At 65.5% G+C, this 18,027-nt stretch carries 17 protein-coding genes; 10 read left to right on the forward strand and 7 right to left on the reverse strand.

Features of this window, described 5'->3' with window-relative positions:
- The first annotated feature begins 5 nt into the window (after window positions 1–5).
- Both LZ199_RS30795 and LZ199_RS30800 read left to right on the forward strand, forming a co-directional pair.
- The gene (locus LZ199_RS30795; protein WP_253997339.1) at window positions 6–419 is read left to right on the forward strand and encodes a hypothetical protein; all 414 of its coding nucleotides are present in this window, start codon (window positions 6–8) and stop codon (window positions 417–419) included.
- 190 nt (window positions 420–609) lie between these two features.
- On the forward strand, window positions 610–1,431 hold the full coding sequence (locus LZ199_RS30800) for a hypothetical protein (RefSeq protein WP_253997340.1): 822 nt from the start codon (window positions 610–612) through the stop codon (window positions 1,429–1,431).
- Window positions 1,432–1,482: 51 nt separating this feature from the next.
- On the opposite strand, the gene LZ199_RS30805 is transcribed toward LZ199_RS30800, so the two are convergent.
- A complete protein-coding gene (locus LZ199_RS30805; protein ID WP_253997341.1) occupies window positions 1,483–1,941 on the reverse strand; it encodes a hypothetical protein in 459 nt (152 codons plus the stop codon).
- Between the two features lie 396 nt (window positions 1,942–2,337).
- Between LZ199_RS30805 and LZ199_RS30810 the strand changes: the two genes are divergently transcribed.
- Window positions 2,338–3,579, forward strand: coding sequence for a hypothetical protein (locus tag LZ199_RS30810; RefSeq protein WP_253997342.1), 1,242 nt, complete (start codon window positions 2,338–2,340; stop codon window positions 3,577–3,579).
- A 187-nt stretch (window positions 3,580–3,766) separates the two neighbouring features.
- On the opposite strand, the gene LZ199_RS30815 is transcribed toward LZ199_RS30810, so the two are convergent.
- A complete protein-coding gene (locus LZ199_RS30815) occupies window positions 3,767–4,735 on the reverse strand; it encodes a toll/interleukin-1 receptor domain-containing protein (protein WP_253997343.1) in 969 nt (322 codons plus the stop codon).
- A gap of 598 nt (window positions 4,736–5,333) precedes the next feature.
- On the opposite strand from LZ199_RS30815, the gene LZ199_RS30820 reads away from it, so the two are divergent.
- The 4 genes from LZ199_RS30820 (at window position 5,334) to LZ199_RS30835 (ending at window position 11,740) form a co-directional block, all read left to right on the forward strand.
- Window positions 5,334–6,113: a hypothetical protein gene (locus LZ199_RS30820; RefSeq protein WP_253997344.1), complete on the forward strand. Its 780-nt coding sequence runs from the start codon at window positions 5,334–5,336 to the stop codon at window positions 6,111–6,113.
- Window positions 6,114–6,143: 30 nt separating this feature from the next.
- Complete coding sequence (locus tag LZ199_RS30825; protein WP_253997345.1) at window positions 6,144–6,527, forward strand: hypothetical protein; 384 nt, start codon at window positions 6,144–6,146, stop codon at window positions 6,525–6,527.
- A gap of 88 nt (window positions 6,528–6,615) precedes the next feature.
- The gene (locus tag LZ199_RS30830; RefSeq protein ID WP_253997346.1) at window positions 6,616–6,939 is read left to right on the forward strand and encodes a hypothetical protein; all 324 of its coding nucleotides are present in this window, start codon (window positions 6,616–6,618) and stop codon (window positions 6,937–6,939) included.
- A gap of 292 nt (window positions 6,940–7,231) precedes the next feature.
- The gene (locus LZ199_RS30835; protein ID WP_253997347.1) at window positions 7,232–11,740 is read left to right on the forward strand and encodes an NACHT domain-containing protein; all 4,509 of its coding nucleotides are present in this window, start codon (window positions 7,232–7,234) and stop codon (window positions 11,738–11,740) included.
- A gap of 411 nt (window positions 11,741–12,151) precedes the next feature.
- Here LZ199_RS30835 and LZ199_RS30840 read toward each other — a convergent pair whose 3' ends face one another.
- Window positions 12,152–12,754, reverse strand: a complete 603-nt coding sequence (locus LZ199_RS30840) for an imm11 family protein (RefSeq protein WP_253997348.1) — start codon at window positions 12,752–12,754, stop codon at window positions 12,152–12,154.
- Window positions 12,755–12,944: 190 nt separating this feature from the next.
- Here LZ199_RS30840 and LZ199_RS30845 point away from each other — a divergent pair, with 190 nt between their 5' ends.
- Both LZ199_RS30845 and LZ199_RS30850 read left to right on the forward strand, forming a co-directional pair.
- Window positions 12,945–13,526 (forward strand): RDD family protein, encoded by a 582-nt coding sequence (locus LZ199_RS30845; protein WP_253997349.1) that lies wholly within the window; start codon window positions 12,945–12,947, stop codon window positions 13,524–13,526.
- A gap of 85 nt (window positions 13,527–13,611) precedes the next feature.
- Window positions 13,612–15,483: a HEAT repeat domain-containing protein gene (locus LZ199_RS30850; RefSeq protein WP_253997528.1), complete on the forward strand. Its 1,872-nt coding sequence runs from the start codon at window positions 13,612–13,614 to the stop codon at window positions 15,481–15,483.
- Between the two features lie 63 nt (window positions 15,484–15,546).
- Here the strand turns inward: LZ199_RS30850 and LZ199_RS30855 are convergent, their stop codons facing one another.
- Window positions 15,547–16,143, reverse strand: a complete 597-nt coding sequence (locus tag LZ199_RS30855; RefSeq protein WP_323389970.1) for a cell wall protein — start codon at window positions 16,141–16,143, stop codon at window positions 15,547–15,549.
- Window positions 16,144–16,495: 352 nt separating this feature from the next.
- On the opposite strand from LZ199_RS30855, the gene LZ199_RS30860 reads away from it, so the two are divergent.
- Entirely contained in the window at window positions 16,496–16,798 is a 303-nt protein-coding gene (locus LZ199_RS30860; protein ID WP_253997351.1) for a hypothetical protein, read from the forward strand.
- A gap of 113 nt (window positions 16,799–16,911) precedes the next feature.
- Here LZ199_RS30860 and LZ199_RS30865 read toward each other — a convergent pair whose 3' ends face one another.
- Genes LZ199_RS30865 through LZ199_RS30875 form a run of 3 tightly spaced genes read right to left on the reverse strand, consistent with a single transcriptional unit; the run spans window position 16,912 to window position 17,977 of the window.
- Window positions 16,912–17,142, reverse strand: coding sequence for a hypothetical protein (locus LZ199_RS30865; protein WP_141648413.1), 231 nt, complete (start codon window positions 17,140–17,142; stop codon window positions 16,912–16,914).
- 8 nt (window positions 17,143–17,150) lie between these two features.
- Complete coding sequence (locus LZ199_RS30870) at window positions 17,151–17,540, reverse strand: gamma-glutamylcyclotransferase family protein (RefSeq protein WP_253997352.1); 390 nt, start codon at window positions 17,538–17,540, stop codon at window positions 17,151–17,153.
- Window positions 17,537–17,977 (reverse strand): gamma-glutamylcyclotransferase family protein, encoded by a 441-nt coding sequence (locus tag LZ199_RS30875; RefSeq protein ID WP_172811431.1) that lies wholly within the window; start codon window positions 17,975–17,977, stop codon window positions 17,537–17,539. Before LZ199_RS30875 ends, LZ199_RS30870 begins: the two co-directional genes overlap by 4 nt.
- Window positions 17,978–18,027: the final 50 nt, after the last annotated feature.

Raw genomic sequence — 18,027 nt, forward strand, 5'->3', positions numbered from 1 at the left:
GCTCCATGCACTCGCTTTCGATTGAAACGCGCAGGCTTCTCGAAGAACACTTGAATGAGGTCGATGTCGAGACGGCCGCCGGCCAAAACGCCGTTAAGCAGGTCGTGGGGAGACCAGGCGACCCTCACCACGAATTTTATAAGAAGCTCCTCGTCTCGCTCCCTGCAACGCTGGCCGAGGTCGGTGCTCTCCGCACGCGGCTGACGAAGGAGACCGACCACGAGGCGATGCTCCGCGACGTATGGAAGGCGGCAGGCGAGACGGACGCCGATATGAGGGACGGCGCGTCCGCAACACAGGATGTGTCTCGGGGGAGGGCTGTTGTCCTTCGCCGGCTCAGCGTCGTGCTTGTGAGGAGGTTGAAGGAAGAGGTTCCTCACGAGACCTACGTGCGCATCTTCGGGAGCCTCTCGTCGTAGAGCGCTCGTCCGGTGTCCTACTAGGCTCGCCCCGAGAGAGCTGACGGGTGATTCGCTCGCCGGTCCCCCGCCAGTTAGAGGCTCGTCGGAGCTTTCGTTCAGCCGCGTTCACCGCTGACGACTACCTCCGTTGGGTGATTGCCCCGCCCGCGCGCCCGACGCCTACTGCTGGCGGAGGAGGAGGCCCTCCATGCGGATGCGCTTGACGCGGGATGTGGAGCTGGAGGACGACGGCCAGCGGGAGCTGATGGTGGAGGTCTTCGTCCACGAGCGGCGCGGCGGCGTCGCCGAGCTCCGACCCGCAGGCGCTGAGTGGTGCGTGCGGTGGTTGCGTGGGACGGCGGACCTCAACCGCCAGGGCAGCGGCACGGCCACGGTGCGGGTGACGGCGCCGGGGCTGTACCGCGTGCGGAGCGTCGCGAGTGCCCGGCGTGCCCGGGACGCCTACGTCGAGGTGTCGGAGGCGGAGGGGGCCCTCCACGCTACCGTCCTTGGAGTGGACGACGAGGTACCACGCACGACGGGGCCCGTGCTTCAGTCCCTGGAGGCGCGTTTCGGCATCACCTCTGCCCGAGCCGAACGCGCGGCCCAGCGGCGTGATGCGGCTGACGCGCTCGCGGACCAGCTCGAGGCGGGCTGTGTATACGTCGTCCTGCCGCACGTGGTCCTCACAGTGGAGGGGCTGGAAGTTCCGCCCCTCAAGGCCGTCAGCGACAAGCAGCTCGCCTACGCGCGCGCTGTCCGCGCGAGTGCCGTCCATCGCTTCCTCAGTGTGATGCTGGCGCGCGGCGCGAAGCTGCCACGCTCCAACGTCGAGGAGCAGATGCCGATGCTTGCTGGCTGGATGCAGAGCCACCTGCGTGCGGAGACGGAGAGCCACTACTGGCTGGACGGCCAGGTGCGCGCGGCCCCGGACATCGGCGTGCTGGGCGACGCCTTCCGCGCAGCACGAACCGCGAAGGTGGAGATGCCCGCGGATCCGCTTCTCCACATCGACTTGGCGTGGCCATGAGCCTGACGATGATTTCGGACCTCCTCGCCAAGCTGACGCCCTGCCTTGAGGCTACTCGTCCTGCGCGACGACCTGCGCCTCGGGAATGGCGCCAGCAGGAATCTTGATGACCTCGACCGTGAGGGAACCGCTGTTGTCGCCATACTTCGTGTCGTAGACCTTCACCTTCACCGAGCCGGTGTTCTCGTCAGCCACGAAGTAGGCCTTCTTGCCGACTTGGATGTTCCCCGATTCTGCGCCCACCTTCATGACGAGCATTCCGTAGCCGTTGCCCGGGGCCCCGTTCGCATCCACCGCGCCAGTCCACGAGCCGACCACCACCTGGCCCGCAGCCTTGATGAGTAGGATGTCGCCTTTGGCGACCTTCAGGTCCACCGACGTCCACTCATCGTTCTTCCCGCTCACCGTCACCTGCTTGCGCACAATGGCGTCGGCGGCAGGTTCGGCGGCGACCACCAAGGCGGGGCTCATCAGAAGTGCGGCACAGAGGGTAGCCGTGAGACGCATCAAGGAATCCTCCAAAAGTATGGTTTCCTAAATCGCAGAAGGCGATGTGGGGCGCAAGCCCCACTGCTGTGGCCGCCGTTGTAATGCAAAGCCTCCAGCAAGTGGCTGTTGAGTCCATTCGAGTGTGTCGCAACGAGTGCGGCTAGATGAATGGTATGCGCAACATCGGCATCAGGGACTCGCCGGGCTCGTGCAAGCATCGCTTGCATTGACGGACCTGCTTTAGGTCGGCTCAGTCTGTCGGGCAGGGTCTTGACGCACCCATGACACGAGGACCGAGTCTGTGGGGACGCGCGCGCTCTGGTGGTGCTGCGTTGGGACGATGGGGGGCGGTGATGTAGCCTACATCAGGGGGCTCTGCTGAAGACGAAGGGCTTCGCTCTCCCTGGAGGTTGGGTCATGGCTGACGAGAACGAACGGAACGCCCGGACAGGTGGGGCGCAGGCCGCCGGGGCTCAGGCAGCGAAGGCGGGGGTTAAGGCGGCGGGCGACGCGGCGAGGCACAACGTGAAGGCGCATCTCGCCAACGAGCAGCTCGCGTACGGAGAGAAGGTACTCAACCAGATTGGCAGCAAGTTCGCGAAGGCTTCGGACGCACAGCTCGGAGGCCGTGCGGCGGAGGCCGCGCACGCTGCAACCTTCAACGCCGATGCCGTGATGAAGGGGCAGCCCCTGCGCGCGCGCACAACGTTCGAGGCAGGATGCTGCCTGGATACTGCTGACGTGGAGATTCTGCGTAGAGGAAAGGTCGTCGACAACGCGCAGCTCAAGTACCACTCGACTCCCGAATCGACGGCGAAGGCGCTGTCGCGACCGAAGTACACGGGGCAGCAGAAGGTCGCGCCTTCGGACCAGCTCGGCGGCGTAGAGCAGACGGCGCACAAGGAAGCGCTGCGCAACCAGGTGAGGCGGCCTGCTCAGGCGGCGAACTATAAGGACACGGCGCGGCGGGCCAGCGACCGGGTGAAGAGCGGCGCGGTAGAGAGCAAGCCGCTCGATGTGAAGGGAGCGAAGAAGCTCGGACGCGCAGCGCGCGCTGGTCAGGCGAAGCTTGACCGTGTCCCGACGCGCTCGGTTGCGATGGAGATTGGCTCAGCGGCGCGTGAAGCGGCCGTGGCGGGTGGCCTCGCGTCGGCTGGCGTTTCCGCGATTGTGAGCGGCGTGGGAAATGCGTTCGCCGTCAGCCGTGGCGAGATGAGCGTGGGGCAGGCGCTCAAGGCTACTGGCAAGGACACCGGCGTGGCCGCGCTCGACGGTGCGGCGAAGGCGGCCACTGGTGCCGCCCTGAAGGCGGGGGTCACGGCAATCGCCAAGAGCGCCACCGCGCAGGGCGCCAAGGCGGTGCTGGGTTCCGTTGCGCGCTCGAACGGTGCTTTCGCCGTAGCCGCGGTTGTGGTCGACGCGGCAGCTGGGGGCTACAAGGTGGCGACCGGCGAACTCTCGGGCGGACAGTATGTCAAGCGGGTGGGTAAGTCGGCGAGTGGCGCGGCCGGCGGATGGGGTGGGGCGTCCGCAGGCGCCGTGCTTGGGTCGGCGGTTTTTCCGGGGGTAGGCACCCTTGTAGGCGGCGTGCTGGGTGGTATTGCAGGCGCCGTTGGCGCCAGCGCGGCTTTCGACAGTGTCGTCGGAGGTGACGACTGATCCTTGTCGAGCCCAAGACGAGGGCGAAGGTGCAGTGTCCAAAGTGGACGGTTGTACGCTCTGGGGAGGCCTGTGGTGTCGCCTCCCCAGTCGAGTCTGAGGAATGGTGGACCGCCCAGCTCTTGAACGACGGCTCGCGTCGAACGGAGCATCTGGGGTAGCAGGTCGAACGTCCGTCGGGGCCTACTCATCGTTGAAGGGGCGCGATGAACAGTGCCCACAGGTGCTCTGCGGCGCCTTCGTGCGATAGCTGCTCTCCGCGCGACTGGCCAAAGGACTGCAACCCGGTCGCTTTCAGATAAAGCGACTGGGAGTCGTTATCGACATTCATCATCTCGTTGATGCCACCACCGCCGGATCGGTCATACGAGAAGGTGATGGAGCGCCCGAAGCCGCCACCGCCCAGGCAGATGGAGCATTCCGCCAGCCGCCTCCCATTCCTGTAGACGTGGGCGGCGAAGCGGCGCGCATCAAGTCGCTCGAACCGGGCTTGGATGTCGGAGTTTCGCTGCTGCAACTCGTTCACCGACCCCTCGAAGAACTTGGCCATGTACTCGAAGGAGTCACGCAGGAACTCGTCCACGTCGAGCTGCGAGAACTCCTTCGTCAATCGCAGGTTGCTGGAGCGTGGCCGGCCGGCAGTCGCCGCTTCAGGCCGGAGCGTGCTGGGAGCAGGCATGGCTGGCTGTGAGCGAGGAGCACTGGCGGCTGGGGCCGTGCCCAGGGCTTTGACCGCGTCGCGGACCTTGACCGCGACATCGGTGAATGCCTCGTCCTCGTTGGGCCACATCGTGATGGCCTTCCCATCTCTCGGAGCGGCCAACAACTTGCTGAAGGGAGCTGTGTGCCAGTCGCAGGGGCGCAGAATCACCGGGATGACTCGCGCCTTGCGCGCTTCATGGCGCTCCAGCGCACGCATCATCTCCGTCGAGTAGCAGTACTCTGATGCCAGGAAGTCAGAGCTGACGAGCAGCAGGATGACGTCTGCGGCCTCAATGTGCTCGCTGATGGCGGCGTCGAGTTCGCTGCCTGCCGTGATTCGTCGGTCATGCCAGGACTCAATGAGTCCCTGCCGCCGGAGCATGGAAAGGTGGGTCTCCAGCTTGTTGCGGAGCACCTCGTCCTGGTGGCTGTAGGAGAAGAAGAGCTTGGCCATTCAGTGGATCCTCAGGGAAGTGCCTTGAGAGATACCAGCAAAGGATGCGGGGCGGGATGCCGCAGATGGTGCAGCGAGGAGGAGTGCCTCATTCGCGGCGGGCATGCTCGTTCGGTCGGTTCCATGAATGCCCGCCACTACCCCCAGGCAGGTGTCCGAGTGCTCGGACGGGCGAGTACGGGTAGCTCGCGAGGTGGCATCCAAGAAGTCTGTAGGGCTGCACGGCTTCGGCACCGGCAACATGTTGGCCAGAGGACCGGCCGCCTGGTGCCATGCCTGGAAGGCTTGTGCCTCGATGTGCACCCGTGCTGGAGTTCCAGCCCCAGTTTGTTGGGGGGGCATCTGCATGCAGGGACCGAGGACACTTGGTGTGGAGGAGCGCATCGCTCTCCTGGAGGAGGTGCTCAGGAGCGAGGTGTTGCTAGGGGGGCGCGTTGAGGGCCGAACTGGTGTCTCCGCCACGGTCTCTGCGCGTGGTAGGCGCGTGACGCTCGCCATCGACGAGTCCGGCCAGGTCCTCGTAGACGGAAAACCTGCGAAGCCTGCGCCGGGCGTGCCCCCCGCTGGCCCTCCACGGCCCGTTCCTCGCGGGATAAGCATGGATGAGCGAAAAGCCATCCTGGACCGGGTGCTTCAGAATGAATCGTCGCTCGGCGCTATCATCGAGAGTCAGGACGGAGTCTCCGCGCGGCTTGCGCGTGGGCCTCTGCGCGTCGTGCTCTCGATTGATGAGTTCGGCCAGGTCCTCGTTGATGGGCGACCTGCGCGCCCCGCGGCTCCGGTTGGTCAAGGGCGGGGCCCTTCACCCGAACCTCACTCTGCTTCGTCTGAACGCAATAGCGGCCTCTTCGGTCTCCTCGAGCGCAACCGCCCCGTGATGTTCTTGTTGGGGCTTTTCCTCCTCGTAGGGGTTGCTGCGATCCTGACGCCTTCGCGGTCGCAGGGCATCCGTGCCACACAGATGACACGAGACCACGAAATTGAGGCCAGCGCGTTCTTGTCACAGAGCGCCGGGCCGCTGACGCGCGAGACGATTCGGAAAGCACCGAGGGGCAACTCGGCTTGGGCGAAGTACGCGGCGGCTAGCCATCCTGGAATTGAGATTGAGGTCCAGGCACGGTGGGAGGGGCCAGAGTTCGACCGGATGATTTCGGCTGCTGATGGTGCGCCCGACGAGGTTGCGGGACGGCGCGTCTACATGAGTGGCCCAAATGTGTACGACCAGTTCAAAATTCGCTGGGCCGACAATGGGTGGCAGTTCTATGTGCGCGCGACGTACCAGAATGATGCTCAGCGTGCTGGGGCGGAGAGTGTTGCTCGCTCGGTGGCGGCCGACATCATCACCCGGGGCTCGAGGCTCAAGACCTTTATGGATTGATGGTTTCGGCTTGAGGTTGTTGCCCGGGATGTGAGGCAGGAGGCCGACGGCCGGCGGGAGCTGACGGTGGAGGTACTCGTCCACGAGCGGCGGGGCGGCGTCGCTGAGCTCCAGCCGGCGGGCGCTGAGTGGCGCGTGCGATGGCTGCGTGGGACGGCGGACCTCAACCGCCAGGGCAGCGGCACATCCACGGTACGGGTGACGGTGCCGGGGCTGTACCGTGTGCGGAGCGTTGCGAGTGCCCGGCGTGCCCGGGACGCCTACGTCGAGGTGACGGACGAGGACGGTGCCCTCCACGCCACCGTTCTCGGGGTGGATGAGCAGGTGCCGCGCACGACAGGGCCCACGCTCCAGGTACTGGAGGAGCGATTCGGAATCACCTCGGCCCGAGCCGCGCGCGGCTCAGCGGCGTGATGCGGCTGATGCGCTCGCGGACCAGCTCGAGGTAGGCTGCGTTCACGTCATCCTGCCGCACGTTGTCTTAACGGTGGAGGGGCTGGAGGTGCCACTTCTCCAGGCCGTCAGCGACAAGCAGCTCGCCTACGCGCGCGCCGTCCGCGCGAGTGCCGTCCATGGTTTCCTCAGTGGGATGCTGGCGCGCGGCGCGAAGGTGCCGCGCTCCAATGTCGAAGAGCAGATGCCGATGCTCGCCGGCTGGGTGCAGAGCCACCTGCGAGCGGAGACGGAGAGCCGCTACTGGCTGGACGGCCAGGCGCGCGCGTCCCCGGACATCGGTGTGTTGGGCGAGGCCTTCCGCGCAGCACTAGCCGCGAAGGTGGAAATGCCTGCGGACCCGCTTCTCCACATCGAGCTGGCATGGCCTTGAGCCTGATGATGATTTCGGACCTCCTCGCCAAGCAGGGACGCGCGAAGCCTGCGCGCCTCGCTTACTCGCATTGACGCGTTGCTGAATGTGTCGGTGACGCGCTCATGATGCGGTGACCGAACGCTAGGGGGCGCAGGAACTCCAACCCGCACTCACCACCACCTCCACTACATGACGCGTTCACGGTCGAAAGACCACCAGTTACTTCCGCAACGCACAGGGCTCTCTGGAACGGTTGCGCCAGCCGTGACATATTCCCTCGGATTCCTCCGACACGCAGCGCAGGACCCGAATGGCCATCCTGAGAATCGACATCGAAAGGGCCCTTGATGAGATCGCCTCTCAAGAGGAGGGGATGCGCTTTCAGGGACTGGCGGTAGTTCTCGGCAAGATGCGCTGGCCTGAGCTCATCGCCCGCCAGCGCAAGAAGGATTTCGGCCTGGATGCCTACGCTCCCCAAAGCCTGACGCCGGAGAAAATTGGCAAAGGACTCGCCGCCTCTATAACACCAGCGCTGAGGAAGGTTTCTACCGATGCGAAGACCGCCAAAGAGGACTTTCCAGACCTAAAGATGCTCCTCTTCGTGACACCCGCCAAAGTCGGCAACGCCGACCGAAAGCGGTGGGAGGAGGCAATTCGGAAAGACCACGGCCTCGAACTTCACATCATCGAACGCGAGGAGATCATCACGCAGATGATGATGCCGGAGAACGCCTCGCTGCGTGCCAGCTTTCTCCATCTCGATTTCGATGTCGAACCGCAAGTCGCAGGCGTCATTGAGAGAACAAGGCGCGCGGCCGACGCTGTCACGCGGACCTGGGCTAGCAAGACAAAAGGACATCCGCTCATCGACCTTACAGCCGTGCGGCTTGACCCGAATGGAGCGGAGACTTCCGATGTGCTGTCGCTTGAGCAAATTGACCAAGCGCTGTCGCAGAGCCGCCGCATCGTTCTCGAAGGGGCCGCCGGCCGCGGAAAAACCACAACGCTGATACAGCTCGCGCAACGCATTCGCACCGTCGGCACACCGTTCATGGTCGAACTTCCGTCGTGGGTGTCATCGCGCCGGGGAATTCTCGAATATATTGCCGGAATGTCTGCGGTTCAGGCCGAAGGTCTCACTCCCGCCGACCTTGCGCGTGTTCAGCAGACCGAACCTTTCCTGTTACTTCTGAACGGCTGGAATGAAATTGCGCAGTCGAACTCCACGCAGGCGGACTACGTACTCCGGGAACTCGAACGGGCTCTTCCGAGCGCGGGCATTATTGTTGCAACCCGCACGCACCACTTGAAGCCGCCGCTGCCCGGTGCATTGCTACTGCGGTTGTTACGGCTTCGACCTTCGCAGCGGGCAGCTTACCTAACGGCCCGCTTGGGCGTCCAAAGCACTGAACTGCGCGCCCGCATCGCCGCCGACCCGTCCCTCGACGAGCTGACTCGCACGCCGTTCATCCTCTCGGAAGTCGCTTCGCTGTTTGAAGCGAGCGCTGAAATTCCCTCCACAAAAATCGGCGTCCTCGCCGAGGTTCTCCGTCTGCAAGAGCAACGAGACGAACACAGAAACGCGCTGCAATCAGTGCCGATATTCGGCCTGCAAACTGATTACCTGAAGGTCCTCGCAACTGAGATGGTCCGCTGTGGCGCGGTAGCATTGCCTGAGGCTGATGCTCGCACTGTCGTTGCTGTCGCCGCACGCGAGCTTGCGAACCGCGGGCAGACCGATTCGGTAGGAGCGCCGGCGGTCCTTGAGACGCTCACGGCCCATCATGTTCTTGAGCGCGTTGACTACCCGAAAACTGCATTCCAATTCGAGCATCAGCAGCTTCAGGAGTACTACGCTACGCTCGACGTCAGGGCGCAGCTTCTCGCCCTGCGGGACGAGGATCTCGCCGGGACCAGATGCTTCACGGCCGACTACGTGAACGAGCCGGCATGGGCCGAGCCGCTGCGCATGATCGCTGAGACGTTTGCCGAGCAGGCCGGTGATGGCAGAACCGACAAGCGAAACACCTGCGCCGGTGGGAAGCTGGTGATGATGGCGCTCGCCGTCGACCCCGTATTCGCTGGCGAGCTTGCACAGCTTTGCGGTGCCGCCATCTGGAATGAAGTGCGCGCGGCCGTCGGCGAGCGCTTCCGCGCCGCCTACGCGAGCCGCGACGGTAACTATCGGCAGCATGCCCTCGCCGCGATGCTCGCCACTGGTGCGGACGACTTCAGCGACATAATCGTGCCGCTTCTTTCGGGGCAAGATCGGCAAGCGCGGCTTAGTACGTACCGGCTCTGGCCGGGGATTCAGGTCTCGTCGCTTGGGTCGGACTGGCGCGAGCAGGTGCGCGGCTGGAGCAACGAGGCGCGAGCGGATTTCGTCTCCGAGCTGCTTCATCATCATACCGATGGCGAGGTCGCGGCCTTCGCTGCGGAGGACAGCAGCAGCGCGGTAAGGTATGCTGCGGCGTTGAGCCTTATGTGGACCGGGTCTACCGACGCGCTGACCCGTGTTCTTGAGTCGATGGATGAGCAGGCATTTGAGGATGTTGCTCGCAAGAATGCAGACCGAATGCCTGCGGCGCTTAGACCCAAGACCATCGCCGCGATGCGGAAATTTATCGAGAGTACCACGGATTGTCCCGCGCGCCTGCGCACCACGCTCGCTTTGATAGAACTCGGCGAGACAGGCCTGGACGGCGTCGTCAAGGATGCAATGGCGGCACTTCCCGGTGGTGACCTGAATAATCTAGGTTCGCACTCTATCCAGCCGGCGCTCAAGTATCTGCGCAAGAGCGATCCTGCCTGGGCGAGCCAGTGGGTGGCTATCCAGATTGCCGAACGCGTCCTCTACGACCACGAGTACTGGTTACCGTTCGCAACCGCTATTCCTGACGGCCTTGTGGAAGAATACCTACAGCGCCTCGAGACCGAAGACTTCAAGAACGCGAGCATTGAGGGCATGACTGCAGTGATCGCCGCTCGCGCGGATGCAAAGCTTGCGGCACGCATTTTTGCGAAGCTGCGCGAACTGCGGCGCAAGGAGGATGCGGAGACAAGGCCGCGGCACGAATTCGAGTGGCAGGTGATGCGCCAGCTGGAGGCCGTGTTTCGCCGCCTTCCCGGCGATGTTGCCGCAGCGGGTGTCCTCTCGTCCGTCACCGGCGGCGACCCCCTCGACCTCAAAGTCGCTGCAGACCTTCTCAGCAGGGTCGCCCGGCCGGACGCGGAGTCGCTGCGCATAGCCGACGACGAGCTGAAGGCAGGCCTTCGCGCATACCTGAAAAGCAGCGTCGATCTCGTGCTGCGCCAGGACGACTTCAACGGCGACGAGAAAGCCAACCTGGCTTCGGCGATTGCTCAGGTCGGAAAAACCGAAGACATGGCGGACATGGTGACGCTCATTCGCGCCGACATCGAAAGGATGCGCCGCGGCCGGGCCGCGCGCGCGGCCGGCGACCAGGGACCTTGCGGCAATGGCGGCTACATGAGCTACGCCCGCTGGCACATAGCCGCCGTCATGTACCTAGACTCGGCCGACGCCGAGCACGTGCTCATTACCCTACTTCAGGAGCCAGAATACCTCTCCGACGCTGCGGCCGCTATGGCGCGCGACTGCATGCCAACGACGAAGCACTCCTCCAATCGGATGTCCCGCTATGGCTTAATGTGGGCCGCGCGTGAAGGCTGCGTTCCGTCGGCCGGCGACGACCAGCGGCGCAAACGGTTCGCCATCGCACTTAACTCCGAAATCAAGCGCCTGCAAGAGCATAGCAAAAACGGCAAACCCGCCGCCGGCTTGAAAGAGCTCGCAACGGCTCTTGCCGCGATAGACGGTCGCGACTCCGCTGCAACGGTGCTCGGCGTAATTGCCATTCCCGGACAATGGGACCAATCCATCTGTCTCAGCGCCGCCGAGCGCTTGTTGATGGCGGGGAGCGTCTTGCCTGCGGCCACTGCGTTCGCTCTGGTTGATTCTTTCCTTGAGCGGACAGATAAATGGATGCAGGATTCAGACAAATACCTTTGGCCTCGCATTCTTGCTCTCTGCCCCATTGTCGACGACCCTGCGGCAGGGATCGCCAAGGTGCGCGACGTACTTGGCACGCGACGGCTCTGGGGATACAACCTACGCGAGCTTGTCACTGCTCTCGGCGAGAGCCGCTCGGATGCTGCCGTCGACCTCCTGTGCGAACTCGCCTCAGCCCCGCAGACGTTCAGTCAATGCGAGGATAGTTTCATAAATGCCCTCGACGCGCTCGATACTCCGAGAGCACGCGAACTGCTCTTGAGCTTTGTCGATCCGGACATCCGCGGCATCGTGGTGACGAGCCGCCTTCACCGCGAGGATGTGCTGAGTGCGCGCCTTATGGAGCAGGCCCAGCGTCGGCCTGAGGTGGCCACGCGGCTTCGGGAATTGTGCGAACGCGACCTGCCGGAACTAAATCGGCACGTTCTCGCGAACGTCATGAGCATGTTCGGAACGCCTGAAGCGCTCACTGCAAATCTGCTCCTGATTGATGACACCAAGCCCCGGCCAGTTCCGCAAGGCATTTGGGACCAGCTCGAGAGCGCTTTCGTTGAGCGACGGCCCTATGGGCAAAGTTCTAACGTCTTCACGCAACATGCGCGCGCCGCAAGCGAACTGCGTGCTCGAATTTTCGGAATGGCGACGGAAGACGAGAAGCGACGGAAGTCAGCCGTCATGCTGCTCGGTCAAATCGAGGTATGGCGCTTGGAGCATGGCAGGCCGATTGGTGAGCCGCGTCACCCCGATCTCGCCTCTGACCAACCCTGGCCGGGGATTGAGTGGTGACCTCATTCGCTGATTCACAAAGACAGTTGTCCGCTGTCGCTGGCTAATCCCCAGCTGCGCGGCCCCGTGGCTGTCCCAGCGGCATTCCCCGAGGCTGACCCCGGCTGGCGCGGCGCGGTGGCACGCTAGGCGCATGGGGACATCAAGCGCCAGCGCCATGGTCCCTGGCTGTCCCTCGCCCGCTGGTAGTACGTCTCGACGTGCTCCATGTGGCGATGGGTGCGGCCGGCGTCGTAGGGGCGGCTCGCCTTGCTGTGCGCATGCGCCCCTCCAGTCGCACAGCAGAGAGGGCCGCCTATCTCGCCCGTGGAGCACTCGTCGTTCATCGGGCCATTCGCCGGATGCTCTGCCGAGACGCACGTGGGATGTAGCGGCCAAGTCTTGCGACGCATATGTGTCCAGCCAGTTGCCTCACGGGCCGTGGTAGTCCTCAATGAAGTCGGGGTGGTACCACTCGGCGACAGGCATGAATTTGAACCCCTCTGCCTCCCAGCCTCGCAGTTGGTCCACCAGGGACGAGTGGAGGAGGATGGTGTAGAGGAGTTCGCCCAGTCGGAAGATGAGCCGTCTCTCCAGGGGAATGGCTGCGAGCGCATGCTCATCGAGCACGAGCTTGCCAATCGCCAACATCTCCCGAGGGGAGTAGAACAGGCCCTTCGTGCGCTTCTTGTCGACGCAATAAATCGAGCGACAGGTGTGGAGCCACCAGAACCTCTGGACTTCCCCGCTCTCGAAGGAGACGTCAGCCGGGAGAAACTGAAGGTGGCTGATGGCGAGAGGCTCAAGGAGGGACTTGGCCTGGGCGGAGAGTAGGGGCGTACAGGAGCCCTCATAGGCAGGGAAGGGTTCTTTCGGGAGCACTCCCGTACGGATGCGCAGTTTGATGGGGTTCGCCACGAAGACAGGGCGCTGTCGCCAGTTTACTCCTACGAGTTGCTTCTCGGGGGGCGGACCTTCGCGCGTCATCCATTGGTTGAGCGAATCGCCCATGAGCATGAAGTAGTCGTTCTGCATATCGGCCTGTGGCTCGTCGAATCCATCGAGCTTGCGGCCGAGGCGAGCGTCAAGCAATTCCGAGGTGCGGAGTCTGACGTGATGGTCTAGTGGACTAGACCTATTGGGTTGTGTTTGTCGGTGCAGGCGGGAGATTTCCCCTGAAGGAACTTGCCGCCTTGAGGCGGGCGTAGCTGTGCTGCGGCCCTCCATGTCCGACTTCCGCGAGGCCCTTGAATCGATTCTGGAAGCCCAGTGCTCCGAGCACCCAGGCTTCTCTGCCGCTATCGCCTGTGCTCGTTGCGGCACCTTCACGTGTGCCTTCTGTGCCTCGTCCGGGGCGGGCCTGTGCCTTCGGTGCCTTCATGCGGCTCCAGAGCTGGCGACGCGCAGGGCCCGGCTCGCGGCCTGCCTTGTCGATGGTGCTGCGCTCCTGCTCCCGTCCCTGTTCCTGGGCGTGCTTCGGTGCCTGGCCATTCCGGACGAGGCGGCGATGAAGGCTCCGGTCGTCTACGCCCCGGCGCTCCTCGTGTTGCTCGTGCAGGCGAGCCTGATTCGAGGGACTGGGGCGAGCCTCGGCAAGCGGCTCCTGGGGATACGCGTCGTCCGCGGAGACGGACTTCCAGCGGAGGTGTGGCGGATCGCCTTGCTGAGGAACGCGCTCCCGATGGCGCTCTGCGGCTACTGCGTCTGGCTGGGCCTCGTGGACGCGCTCTTCCTCGTTGGGGAGGAGCGGCGATGCCTTCACGACTGGGTGGCCGGCACCCGCGTCGTGAAGGCTCCTCGAGCGTAGCGCTCCTTCGCTGCGCGGTTCGTGACTGGCTGAAGCGTTGGGTTCGGAGTCCCTTCACAGCGAAGGGAGAATGAGAGGCGATGACATGGAGGGAGAGGTGAAGTCCGGGCGTCCCCGCTGGCTGGCTGGGCTTGTGTGCGTGGTGGTGGCGCTGTCCCTGGGGTGTTCCCGGCCATGGAAGCGGGAAGACATCAGGACATGGGAGGGCTGCTGCGATGGGGCTGACGCGTGCCTTGCGCTACTGCAGGAACTCCACGGCCCCGACACGGGGGCGAAGTGGCTGCCGCCGGAGCAGGCGTGTGCCTCCTGGAAGTTGGGGCGCGCGGGGGAGGACGTCGTCCCTCGGCTGATTTCGCTGCTTCGGCATTCGGACCGTCGCGTGCGCGGCGGTGCAGCACAGGCGCTGGCGAAGATGGAAGAGAAGGCCACGGGCGCTATGCCTGCGCTCATCGAGGCGTATGAGCGGGAGCCCGGTGGGCTGGCCCTGCACGCGCTCTCCTCACTCGATGACGAGAGAGCAGCGCCAGCCATTGTGCGCCACCTCCTGGAGTCGCCCACGTCGGCCCTGGAGCACCTCGGCCCGACATTGGCCCCGGTGCTCGTAGAGGTGCTGGAGAATCCGGAGTCGAGCTGGGAGGCGCTGGTGCTGGTGCGCCGCGTCCTCGCCCGGCGCCCCTCCATGTACACGGAGACGTTCGTTCCGCGCCTGCGGACGCTCCTCGCGCGGGAGCTGGAGGAGCCCACTCTCCGGCGCCCACCAGGGACGTCCTGCCCGTCGGCGCCTGCGCCAAGCTGCGAGGCGGTTTTCGACGCGTGCACCCCGCGAGCGGCCTACGTGGCGTCGGCGTTGGCGGCCTACGAGCGCCGAGGCGCGAAGGCCGCGCCCGAGGTGCTCCAGGCGCTCCAGCGGGCGGACGTGCGCCTCACACCGGTGGCGCTGCAGGCGCTGGTGGCCTTCGGGAGTCCTGCTGCGGTGCCCGAGGTACTCCAGCAGCTCGCCGTGCCTGAATGCCGTGCCCGGGCCCTTGCGAGCCTCGTGTCCCTGGGGGACGTTGCGCGGCCAGCCGCGACGGAGCCGCTGCTGCGGCTGCTGGCCACGGGGGAGGAGGGCTGGGTGCGGGCGCGGGCCGCAGAGGCTCTTGGAGGCGTGGGAGGTGCAGCCGCCCTCGAGGCGTTGCGCCAGGCGGTGTACGCGTCGCACAGCGAAGTCCAGGCCGCGGCTGTCGGGGCGCTGGGCAGCTACGCCTTCCGGACGCATGCGGAGGAGCTGGTGCCGTTGTTCCAGCAGGTGGTGGCGAAGCACGCCTCTCCGATGGCGCGGAGCCACGCGAGGTTGGCCTTGGAGGGACTCTCCGGGCAGGAGGTGCAGCCTGCGGCGTCCATCGACTGCGCCCGCATCAGTCCAAGACGCGCCGGAGGGTGGACGTTGCGCGAGGGGCACACCTCTCTCCAGTTGCACTGGGACAAGCCGAAGGCGCCCCCACTAGGGAGTCCGTGTGCAGCCGTGCCTGGAGGGGACTCCGCCGCCGTCCTCGAAGCCATGGGCGAGGCCTGCCTCGTCGGGTGGGACGACGGGGAGTTTGGGGGCACGCTGGAGGTGCATGAGGCCGGGCGGGTGACGGTACTGGAGGAGCCCCACGCCAATCCCCTGCATGTCGTGCGGATGCACGGCGCCCTCGTGGTGGTGGAGTGCCTCGCGCACCTGTTTGGCGGCGCGGGGAGTCTGGTGCGTGTCGACGCGTCCGAGGGGCGGTGGCGTGCCATCCCTTGGGTGACTCTCCCAGGTGCGCCGATGGCATACGCGCTGGACGAGGCGGGAGACCTCGTGGTGGGGATGTCGGACCAGCGACTCGACGCAGTCGCCTGTGGCCGGGCTGGCACCTTCGCACCAGCCCACGTGGTGCGCGTCACGAGGGACGGGCGCCTGGCCCCCGTCGAACCGGACGGGCGGCCCTGACGTCACCGCTCGGGAAGGGCACCCCTCCTGGGCAGGAGGGGGCCTGGCGCGGGCGAGGCCGCTTCAGGCGCGCCGCTTCCCCGAGCGGAACTCGCTGGCCCAGCGCTGGACGGTGGCCTTGGCGCGCTCCTGCTCCGAACTCGCGTTGGGTTGCCTGGCCGGCGTGGGCGCCCCAGGGCCGGCGGTGCCGTCCGCCCCCGTTGCCCCCTTCTTGCGCACCCACATGCGAGGGGCAGGGGCGACGGCGGGAGCCGGCGTAGTAGGCGCGGCGTCAGCCCTGGGCCTGCGCCCGCGCGGCAGGATGACTTCGGGGATGCTGTGGGGCGCGGCGTTCTCTACCCAGGCGGCATGCAGGCGGCCCGTGGCCAACATGAGGCGCCGCTTCTGGTAGTGCGCCGCGCAGTAGCCCTGGCTGCGGTGGGGGCGCTTGCAGCCGATGACGGCGCATGCCCTGGCTGTAGGAGTGGGAGGCGGGAGCGGAGGCCGGTGCTGTTGTTGCGCGGGAGGCGGGAGCGGGGGCCGGCGCTGCTGTTGCGTAGGGGGAGGAGGCCTCGCGTCGCGGCCTGGGCGCTGGCTCGACACTTCCTGCTGGGGCCCCGGGGCGAGGTGCTTCGCCACCTGGACCAGTCTCGCGACGAGGCTGGCGAGTGGGCGCGCCAACTCGTCATCGAGGGCGGCGCGGAAGGCCGACTCAAAAGAGGTTGCGAACGTCGGAGCGAACGGGCGGAGCGGCTCCCTCGTGGAAGGGGACGAGCCGTGAGCCTTCGAAACAGGAGTGCGCGGGATTTTGGGCATGTGAGGCTTTGTCCGCATTGCTGTGTATTTGGGGCGAATGCGCGTGGGGGCGGCGGGTGATGATTACCATCCTTTGGGCATGTGTCGTAGTCGAGCAGTGCTCGAGTGGAGGCGTGGAGCGCTCGCCTCTGGCGGCAATACCCATCGACCTCACGGGAATGGTTGTTGGCTCGAGCCACCCTGCGGGCTGGCACATTGCGTGCTGTGGGGAATGCGAATGACGATGAGCGAGCGGGAGGCCCTCGCAGAAGAACTGCGGCGGGTGGAGGTGGCGTTGCAGCGAGCGTACGCGACGATGGACGGGAGTGCCGAATCGCGGACGCGGATGGCCAGGGCGAAGGCGGAGTACCGAACGGCAGAGGCCGCGGCGCTGCACGCGCTGGGCGCCGAGGATGCGTTGAGTCTGGTGGAGGCGAATGACTCGGCGTGCGCTCACACCCCGGAGCAGGAAGCACTGCGGGAGTGGGTTGTTCGCGGGGCGAGAGAGTTGCCTCTTCACAGTGGCGAGCACCACGCATGAGGTGCGCGCCTCCTGGACGTGTGTGAAACATCAGGTGAAACAGGACGCTTCGGCCGGCGGACGGGCCCGGGCCGCATGGGCATACCCTGAGAGGCATGCCATGCCGGCCCGGCTCACCCTCGCGTCGCCAGGCCCTCGCGCAGCATTTCATCCACGAGGGACGCGGCCTTCTCCTCGGCGGTTGCGCCCTGCACGCGCAGCGCCACGGACTCGAAACGCTGGGTATTGGCAACCACCCAGTCGATGTACTCGGGAATGGAGAGGCGCTCCACGCCGAAGGCGATGTCCTGCATTCCCTTCACGATTTGGACGGCCGTGCCCTGGAAGACACGTCCGTCGCGCATGATGATCATCATGACTTCTTCTCCTTCAGGTGTGTGCGCCAGCAGCCGGACTCGATGATGGGGCGGCCAGCCAACCGCCCCTTGGGAAACAGGTATGCCTCGACGCGGCCGGCACCGTCGAGGGCAATGGGACTGCGTTGGTAGAAGTGGGGGTGGCCCTCGAGCCTGTCGAGCGCCGCCAGCATGAGCGCGTCGACTTCGTACAGCTCCCCTGCGACAGCGTGCCTGCCTCCGGAGGCGAGGGTGGGGAAGGGCCCGTAGTCGTAGAGGCTGAAGCGGGGCTGCGTCCGCGCTGGGCCGATGAGGCGTGTGCCGCGCAGGAGGCGGTGGTTGGGCTCGCCGGACAGCAGCGTTCCGTAGACAAAGATGCGCGTCGGGGTGCTTGCGGCGGCCTTCATGCCGCACCTCCGAGTGCATCCTCCAGCGTGGTGCGGTTGAAGCGCAGCTTCCCGTACGCGCGCCAGAGGATGTGGAAGTAGTGGGCTGTGGGCGGCCAGCTTGCGAAGTCGTCCTCGGGCTGAAGGTACACCTGTGCGCGGTGACGCTTGCCTGTACTGTCTGTCATCAGTCGAGTGGTGCGTCGGTAGGTGACGGGATGTCCTTCATACGCATCGAGGGCTTGCAAGTCCTCTGTGTCGAGGCGGTACAGCAGCCCTTCGACGTGGGCGCCGCGCACTCGTTGGAGGCTGGCGACGCCACCACCCCAGCGCCGGCTGAAGCCGCCAAACACCAGGGTGTAGCCGGGCAGCGTCGCGCGGGCTTCGACGGTGGCGCCAGGGCAGCGCGTCCGCATTTGTGCCCTGTCGAGGTTTGAGCCGTAGGCGAAGTAGAGCATGGGTTTCTCGTGTTGGAGACGGGCGTGCGGCCCGCCGATGTCATTGCCAG

This window comes from Myxococcus qinghaiensis, assembly GCF_024198215.1.
Classification (GTDB): Bacteria; Myxococcota; Myxococcia; order Myxococcales; family Myxococcaceae; genus Myxococcus; species Myxococcus qinghaiensis.